Consider the following 8,211-nt stretch of genomic DNA (forward strand, 5'->3'; position numbering starts at 1 on the left):
GTCGCCGTACTCATCCTGCACCGCTTCGACTGGAACCCCGGGGTGCTGCTCGACGCGGCCGGCCACAACAGCGGTGTGGGCGCCGCGTTCCTGCACTCCGGCCTGCAGTTCGCGGGCGGCCCCAACCCCCGCCTGGACATGATCACTTCGGAGCTGACGGTCGTGCTCGGCGGGGCCTGTCTCCCCCACATCACCATGCGCATGTACACGGCGGGCAGCGCCCGGCAGGTGCGCCGCTCGATGTCCTGGGCGGTGCCGTGCGTGGCGCTGTTCGTACTGGTCATCAGCGTCATCGGGTTCGGCGCGACGGCACTGATCGGGCGCCAGGTCATCGCGGGCGCTGATCCTCAGGGGAACACGGCGTATCTGCTGGGCTCCAGGGCCGCGTTCGGCCCGGACGTCTCGACCGCGGAAACCCTCCTCTTCACCACCGTGACGACGGCGATCTTCCTGACCCTGCTCGCCTCGGTCGCCGGGATGATCCTGGCCTGCGCCAACTCCCTCGCCCACGACGTCTTCGCCCGCGCCCGCCTGTTCCGCGGCCGTCGCCACGACGACGAGCTGTCACCGCGCCGCGAGATGCTGCTGGCCCGCCTCTCCGCCCTGGCGGTCGGCGCACCCGCGATCCTCCTGGCCACCCTCGTCCAACACCACAGCCTGCAACCCCTGGTCACCCTCTCCTTCTGCCTCGGCGCCTCCGCGATAGCGCCCGCGCTGGTCTACAGCCTCTTCTGGCGCCGGTACACCCGCAGCGGCCTCCTCGCCACCCTCATCGGCGGCACCCTCACCGTCCTCGTCCTCATGCCGGGCACCAACCTCGTCTCCGGCTCCCCCACCTCCGCCTTCCCCGACGCCGACTTCAACTGGTTCCCGTTCACCACGACCGGCATCGTCTCCATCCCCCTCGGCTTCGCCTACGGCTGGCTGGGCACCATGGCCTCCGGCCGAAGGAAGTCGGAGGAACAGAGGAGGCAATACGAGGCCGTGGAAGGCTGGATCCTGGCGGGGGCGGTGCGACGAGGCGACTGATCCCACGACGCCGTCCCGCCCCGACGGCACTCACGCCCCAAGGCCCCCTTCGCGTCCCGCCGAGACACGACGAGGGCAGGCCCCGTCCCGCCCACCGACACATCGACGAGGCCTGCCCTCTACTCGCACTCCGAGACAACGCCGCCGGCCGGCACCCTCCCCTCGCGCCGAGACCCCGACGCCGGCAGGCCCTCCCCTCCCGTCGAGACACGACGAGGGGCTGTCCCCTCCCCGCCCCCCGAGACGCCGGCCGAAGCGGCAAGCGGCCCACCCTCCATCCGACCGAGACGGGTGGGCGGGTGGGAAAACCCGCCGCGGAGCGGCGGAGAACAGCCCGCGGAGCGGGCGTAGAGGTGCCGCGGAGCGGCGGAGGGGTGCCGCGGAGCGGGCGCAGGGGTGCCGCGGAGCGGCGGAGGGGTGCCGCGGAGCGGGCGCAGGGGTGCTGCGGAACGGGCGCAGGGGTGCCGCGGAGCGGGCGCAGGGGTGCCGCGGAGCGGCGGAGCAGGGCCGCGGAGCGGGCCGGAGCGGCGAAGGCAAGGCGCCCAGCTACTCTGCTGGGGCCCGCCCCGTCAGAGTCGTCAGACTCGTCTGTACGTGGTCCATTTGGGCCCGTACGTCATCCCACCGCTCCCCATGCTCCCGCAGCACCCGTTCGGTCTCCCGAGCGATCCGATCCGCCCGCACCCGCGCCTCCGCGATCAGCTCCTCACCCCGCGCCACCGCTTCCTCCTGCAATCGGGGGCCCGACTCCCCGGCCTCGGTGAGAGCCCGCTCCGCCTCACAGAGCGCGGCCTCGGCGCGCGCGAGGCGCTCGGCGTGGTGCGCGTCGAACGCGGCCTCCCGCTCTGCGGCCTCCCGCTCGGCCTCGGCCCACAGCTCGGCATGCTCCTTCTCCTGCTCGGCGAGCAGCGCCTCCGTCCCCTGCCGCACCTCACGCAGCGCGGCCAACGCTTCCCCACGGTTCTCCTTGATGTCGCGGCGCGCCGAGATCCGCATCCCGTCGGCCTCGGCGCCCGCGGCGAGCAGCCGCTGCCGGGCGCGTTCCTCGGCCTCGCCGCGCACTTCGTCGGCGTAGGCCTGCGCCGCCTCGTGCACCCGTCGCCCGGCAGCCGCGGCCTCGTCGACGGCCCGCTGGGCCTCGCGGCGCGCGGCGTCACGTACGGACTCGGCCTCCTCCTCGACGAGTTCGAAGATCCGCCGGGCACCCTCGCCAAGGGTCTCGTACGTCTGCGGAGCGAGCCCCGCCACGACGCCCCGCAGCCGCTCCGCCTCCGCGCCCATGTCCTTGGCCAGCACGGTCAGCCGGGCGGCCCGCTCCCAGGCGGCATCGCGGTCCCGGGAGAGCGCCCCGGCGTACGCGTCGACCTGCTCGGGACAGTAACCACGCCCCCGTACGGCCATGAAGCCGTGCGGCGACACCGATGCGCTGCTCATCCTTGAACCCCTCTCCGCCCGACACACACGAAATGAAGATTTCGCGCACATCTTGATGGATCGGACGTAAGTGTTCATAACGCGACACTCCGCCCATCCATCCGGTCAAGGATGCGTCATTTGAGATCAGAAGCCGGAATCACGGTGTCACGACGCAGCACCGAGAGGAGCTGTTCGGCGCTCCCGAGCGCCTACGCCGTGCTGGTCCCGCCTCTGCCGTCACCGGGGTTGGGCACCGCACACGAACGAGGCGCCCGACCCGTCACCCGGGTCGAGCGCCTCGTTCATACCTGAGGCCGCCTGCCTACAAAAGGCCGTCCCACATCTGCTCCAGCAGGACCGACCACCAGCTCTCCGGAGAACCGAGGGCCGCCGGGTCGAGGGAGGCGAGCTGGGCCTGGAAGTCGACGGTCCAGCGGCCGGCCTGCTCCTGGTTGAGGCCGAAGCGCAGCCGCCACATACGGCCGAGCAGGGCAAGGCAGCGCGCGAACTCGGGCAGACCCGTGTTCACGAACTGCGGCGGCACCGGCGCACCGCCCGGCCCCGCCTCCACCGGCACGGCCACGATGTTCGCCGTGCCGTACTGGACACAGATCGCCTTGCCGAAGTCGCTGCCCATGACGAGGTACGAGCCCGCGTCCGGCGCCGGCTGCACCCCACGCTCCTGTGCCAGCTCCGCGAGCGTCGGCACCGGACGGCCCGGCTGGGCCTGCGCCCAGAAGAACGGGCCCATGTCGACGGGGAGTCCGGCCACCACCAGCGTGTGCGCCACGATGTTCGGCACACCCTGCCGCGACACCGCCGTCTGGTCGAACCGGAACACCCCCGGCCCGAACGCCGCCGCCAGCTCCTGTCCGATCGCCTCCGGCGGAATAGGCGGCGCGGGCTGCACCGGCGGGATCGGGGCCCGCACCGGCGCGGGGCGTGCCGGGCCGTCCGCGACCTGATGCAACTCGCCCTGATGCGCCAGAAGTTGGTGCATGCCCTGCTGACGGCTCGCGTGATCCGTGCCGTACGGCGCGATGCTCGTGATCCGCGCCTGCGGCCACGTCTCCCTGATCATCCGCGCGCAGTACGCACCCGGCAGCTCACACGACTCCAACTCCGTGTGCAGCTCCAGCACTTGCTGCGGCGGCACATTCATCGCCCGCAACTCGTGCAGCATCTGCCACTCCGGGTGCGGCGTGCCCGGCGCCGAACGCCGAATCAACTGCTGCTCGGAACCGTCCTGCGCCCGATACCGCAAGACGGCCTGATAACCGGGCCCCACCGTCGGCTGCCCCGCCTGCGGATACCCATACGCCGGCGGCTGCTGCCCAGGAACCATCGGCTGCCCCGGCATCTGCTGTCCGGGCATGGGCTGTCCGGGCATGGGCTGTCCGGGCAACGGCTGGGGAGCGCCCGGGGGCATGCCGGGGGCGTGCGGTGGCGGCGGCGCGCCGGGTCCACCGACGGGCGGGCCGGCGAGCATGGTCGCGGCGTGGTGAACCCCACCCGGGGGCGTACCACCCGGAGGGTTCGGCACACCGGGAGCGCCAGGCACGCCAGATGCGCCCGGCGCACCGGGCACACCGGGGGCGCCCGGAGGCTGCGGCGCGCCGGGACCACCAACCGCCGGACCCGCCAACATCGTCGCCGCATGATGAACACCACCCGGAGGCGGCGTACCACCAGGAGGCTGCGGCGCGCCGGGAGCGGCGGGCGCCCCGGGTGCGCTCGGCACGCCGGGCGCGGCAGGCGGACCCGCAGGCCCCCCGGGTCCGTCCGGACCGAGCTGCGAGACGAGCTGCGTCGGCACGTACCCGCCGGCGGGGGTGCCCGGAGCACCGGGCCCGGACGGCGGAGGCGTGCTCCCCGGCCGCGCACCCGGCACACCGGGGGCGCTCGGCGGAGGCGGCGCGCTCGCTCCACCGCCGCGCGCTCCCCGAGGCGGCGCCTGCGCCTTGCTGGTCGCGGCGTCGGCGATGTCACCGGCGTTCGGAGGCAGCGGGCGCGAGGGCGCGGGAGGTGTACCGGGGGCGTGCGGCGCGCCGGGGGGCGGCGTACCCGGCCCCTGCGGGAACCCGTAGGCAGGCGGCGCACCCGGGGGCGGCGTGCCCTGCGGACCGCCGGGTCCCTGCGGGTAACCGTACGAGGGCGCGACCGGCGGAGTCGCGCCCTGAGGCGCACCGGACCCCGTCACCGGCGGACCGCTGGGCGCACCCGCGCCCTGCGCACCGGAACCCTGCGAAGGGCCGGTCGGCGGAAGGGAGTTCGGTTCGTCGACCGCGGGCGCCAGCGCCGTGCGCGGAAGTTGGCTGCCCCCGGACATCAGGGCGGTCTTGGCCTCCGGCGGCGCGGCGGGCGGCGGGGCGTCGTCGACATCGGTGAGCGGCGGCGCGAAGACGGTGGCCGGCAGCGGTACGGAACGGTCATCACCGGCGTCGGCGTTCGTGTCGGTCCCCGCCCACGGGGTCGCCGCGGAGGGCACCCCCGGCGTCACCGCGTCCTGCGGACCCGAGCCCGGCTCATCGGCGGCAGCGGCCGCGGGCCACGGCGTGCCCCCACCCGGAGCCGACGGCACCCCCGGCACGGCAGACGCGGCGTGCACTCCCGGCGCGGAAGGCTCAGCGTGCGCCCCGGAATGCCCTGGCACCCCCGGCGCGGCAGGCACCCCGTGCGCCCCGGAGTGCCCAGACGCACCCGGCACACCCGGCACACCCGGCACCGAACTCCCGCTCCCGGAAGCCCCTTCGCCGACCCCACCGCCCGAACCCACACCAGCATCCGCGGCAGCGGCAGCGGCAGCGGCACCGACCGACCGACCCCCAGCCCCGTCGGACGCACCCGCACCGGAACTCGCCCCCGAGCCAGCCCCAGAACCTCCGGACGCAGCCCCAGCCCCCTCCCGCCGATCCGGAATCCCCAACTTGTCAGCGGCCTCCTGCAGCCACTCCGGGGGACTCAACAGGAACGACGTCTGGTTCAGGTCGACGCGAGCCGGAGGCGCCGGCGCCGGTTCCGGGGACGCGTCCGGTACCCCGTACTCCTCCTCGTACCGGCGAATCACCTCACCGACCGGCAGCGCGGGCCACAGCGTGGCCTCCCCGCTGTCGCGCGCGATGACGAGCCGCTGCGCGCCCCCGTCGGAACGCGGCCCCTCGGCACGGTCCTCGGCCCACACCACGAACCCGAGTTCGAACTCCCGCACCCGCACCTCACGATGCTGATACGAGGCCACATCCCCGTTGATCCACTCTTCCGCGCGCTCCTGCGCCTGCGCGAAGGTCACCATCGGAAGTTCACTCCCCCACCGAAGAAACGGGCACGGCGCGCGCGAAGCCGCCGTCCACCATCAGGTTCGCCACGGTCTCCAGCTCGGGCGGATTGCCCGCGAGCCGGGACAGGAACTGGTCGAAGTCGTCGCCACAGGGCAGCAGCAGCCGCTGCACCCGCTCGGCCGGCGGCCAGGCGTCCTGGTCACGGGCGTCGTCGTACGCGCAGAACCAGACCGAACCGATCCCGTCGCCCTTCACCTTCACGGCCAGCAGACCGCCCTGCACAAAGCCAACACCCAAGTAGTCCTTGGTCAGATGGTCGCGCAGACACTTGTTGACGTAGACGAGGTCGTTGACGGCCGCCTCTTCGCGCACCGTGAAGAACGGCTGGTCCACCAGGAGCCCCAGCTCGGCGTCGAGCGCGGCGCCGACCGGCGCGCACCCCCCGGCCGCCTTCAGGAAGGACCGATACGCCCCCGGCAGCCGGTACCCGAGATCCTCCTCGACCCCCAGCACCTGCTGCTCCGTCACGGCCACGGCCGACTTCGGCAGGCCGAAGTGCGCGGGCCGCGTCTCCTGCAACGGCCGTGTGCCCCGCTTGTCCTGGTCGACGGACGCGGTCGCGATGCCGCCGTGGTGCCGCAGCAGCGCCTTGACCTCGACCGGAACCAGTTCGAGCCGCCGGGTGCCCCGGACGTGATGCCAGGTCCAGCCGTGCGGGGTCTCCACCGACGGGATCGTGTCCCACAGGTCGTGACCGGTGGCGGCCAGCGCGGCGTTCGCGGAGACATAGTCCGTGAGCCGCAACTCGTCGACGCCGAAACCCTCCGGGGGCTCGGCGATCTCGGCGGCGGCACGCGCGTAGAGCGAGAAGTCGGGGTAGCCGTGCTCGTCGACCCGTACGCCTCTGGGGTGACGGGCGGCCCGGACCGGATCCGGGAAATGCACGACCTGCCCGGCGTAGGCCGCGTTCGGCGGCGCGGCTTGCTGCCCGAGCCGACCTGTCGTCATGGCGGTTGCCCCCTGCGGCGTTCTCAAAAGCGATACGGATCGTGGATGTCGACAGCCTATGCGGTTGTACGACACCGGTCACCGGGCCTCCGGTTCCGTACCGATCACCGGGCCTCCGGTTCCGTGACCTGCCGTCACCCCGCCGTGACCGTACGACGAAGACCGGGCGTGTCGCGCAGCCCCAGCTTCCGCACCCGCCACGCCATTTGGCAGTCTGTCTCCGCACCGGGGGATGCATGGGAGGGAAAAAAGATCATGAACGCGATGCATACAGGCACGTCCGGGGACCCTCGGGTCGGCTGGAGCAGCGCCGAGACGCCCCACGCCCCCACCCTCCTGCACCGCCGCGACGGCATACTCCCCACCGTCGCCGCCGCCCTCTCCGTACGCGGCGCCACCCTCACCGGCACGGCGGCGCGCGGCGACCAGCCCCCCGCCCTGCACCCCCTCGTCCAGGACTTCCTCGACACCCTCACCAGCGCGCAACGCGACCGTTTCACCGGCCGCTGCGCCGAGGCGATCCTCATCTCCCGCCACATCGCCACGGTCGACGCCGCCCGCAGCAAGCGCGCCGCGCGCAAACCGATGACGAACGGCGAGGCCCGCAAAGCCCTCAAACAGGCCAAACTCACCGCCCGCCGGATCCGCGAGGACGGCGACCCGCTGCACGGCAGCTTCGCAGCGCCCTGCCGCTCCTGCACGGCGCTCAGCGACCACTTCGGCGTACGCATCGTCGACCCGACCGCGACGGACGCGTAACCGCCTCCACCCCACCCGCTCACGTACGACGGCGTCCGTCACGCCGATGTCCCAACCCTCGACGAACGAAGGGCAGATGCACGCCGACCGCTCCTCCTTCCCCAAGCCCTCGACCCCGCTCGAGCAGGGGGGACCCCCAGCCCGCTTCTCCGTCCCCGTGGACGCCGCGCTGCGCTCCGCGGGGTGGCAGCCCGGGCGCTGGGACATAAAGCAGGCCGAGTACTGGGCCGACGCGCTGCGCGGACACGCGTCGCCGGCCGGGCACCGGCATGCGGTGTTCCCGGCGGCGGTGGAGGCATGGGCGGAATTCGGCGGCCTCCGGGTCACCTCACAAGCCCCCGGCCGGGCGCTCGCCCCCGCCAGCCTGCACCTCGACCCGCTGCACGGCCTCCACATGGCACGCACCCTCGGGGACCTCGGGCGCGCCCTGGACACCGAGGTCTGCCCCCTCGGCGAGGAGTCCGACACGCGGGCGCTCCTCGCCGTCGACGCCGAGGGCCGCGTCTACGCCCTCGACCACACCGGCGACTGGTACCTCGGCCCCGACATCGACACCGCCCTCACCACCCTCCTCACCGGCACCGAACCACCCCGCCTCACAGCCGGCTGACCGAAGAACTCCCTCGCCCCTCCGCCCCTACCCGTCCCTTGTTCCTGGGGGCTGCCGCCCCCAGACCCCCGCATCGGCCTGAACGGCCTCGTCCTCAAACGCCGGACGGGC

At 73.5% G+C, this 8,211-nt stretch carries 5 protein-coding genes and 1 pseudogene; 3 read left to right on the plus strand and 3 right to left on the minus strand.

All coding sequences use genetic code 11. From position 1 onward, the window contains the following. Positions 1-1,029: pseudogene (locus tag ACFVXA_RS40465) on the plus strand (cation acetate symporter); the annotation flags it as partial. Between the two features lie 546 nt (positions 1,030-1,575). Here the strand turns inward: ACFVXA_RS40465 and ACFVXA_RS40470 are convergent. The 3 genes from ACFVXA_RS40470 to ACFVXA_RS40480 all read right to left on the minus strand — a co-directional run bounded on the left by ACFVXA_RS40470 (position 1,576) and on the right by ACFVXA_RS40480 (position 6,731). Beyond that, positions 1,576-2,463: a cellulose-binding protein gene (locus ACFVXA_RS40470; RefSeq protein ID WP_383741210.1), complete on the minus strand. Its 888-nt coding sequence runs from the start codon at positions 2,461-2,463 to the stop codon at positions 1,576-1,578. A 304-nt stretch (positions 2,464-2,767) separates the two neighbouring features. Continuing rightward, on the minus strand, positions 2,768-5,737 hold the full coding sequence (locus ACFVXA_RS40475) for an SUKH-4 family immunity protein (RefSeq protein ID WP_390028702.1): 2,970 nt from the start codon (positions 5,735-5,737) through the stop codon (positions 2,768-2,770). Between the two features lie 7 nt (positions 5,738-5,744). Continuing rightward, positions 5,745-6,731 (minus strand): SMI1/KNR4 family protein, encoded by a 987-nt coding sequence (locus ACFVXA_RS40480; RefSeq protein WP_390028703.1) that lies wholly within the window; start codon positions 6,729-6,731, stop codon positions 5,745-5,747. A 255-nt stretch (positions 6,732-6,986) separates the two neighbouring features. Here ACFVXA_RS40480 and ACFVXA_RS40485 point away from each other — a divergent pair, with 255 nt between their 5' ends. Both ACFVXA_RS40485 and ACFVXA_RS40490 read left to right on the plus strand, forming a co-directional pair. Beyond that, the gene (locus ACFVXA_RS40485; protein WP_362016047.1) at positions 6,987-7,490 is read left to right on the plus strand and encodes a YwqJ-related putative deaminase; all 504 of its coding nucleotides are present in this window, start codon (positions 6,987-6,989) and stop codon (positions 7,488-7,490) included. Positions 7,491-7,566: 76 nt separating this feature from the next. Beyond that, positions 7,567-8,100 (plus strand): SUKH-3 domain-containing protein, encoded by a 534-nt coding sequence (locus ACFVXA_RS40490; RefSeq protein ID WP_390028704.1) that lies wholly within the window; start codon positions 7,567-7,569, stop codon positions 8,098-8,100. The last annotated feature ends 111 nt before the right edge of the window (positions 8,101-8,211 follow it).

It is taken from the genome of Streptomyces sp. NPDC058246 (assembly GCF_042881985.1).
In the GTDB taxonomy this organism is placed as follows: domain Bacteria; phylum Actinomycetota; class Actinomycetes; order Streptomycetales; family Streptomycetaceae; genus Streptomyces.

Bases quoted from the DNA above. Each gene is read 5' to 3' on its own strand.
- ACFVXA_RS40485 (WP_362016047.1), top strand. From the start codon at position 6,987: ATGAACGCGATGCATACAGGCACGTCCGGGGACCCTCGGGTCGGCTGG.
- ACFVXA_RS40480 (WP_390028703.1), bottom strand. From the start codon at position 6,731: ATGACGACAGGTCGGCTCGGGCAGCAAGCCGCGCCGCCGAACGCGGCC.
- ACFVXA_RS40470 (WP_383741210.1), bottom strand. From the start codon at position 2,463: ATGAGCAGCGCATCGGTGTCGCCGCACGGCTTCATGGCCGTACGGGGG.
- ACFVXA_RS40490 (WP_390028704.1), top strand. From the start codon at position 7,567: ATGCACGCCGACCGCTCCTCCTTCCCCAAGCCCTCGACCCCGCTCGAG.
- ACFVXA_RS40475 (WP_390028702.1), bottom strand. From the start codon at position 5,737: ATGGTGACCTTCGCGCAGGCGCAGGAGCGCGCGGAAGAGTGGATCAAC.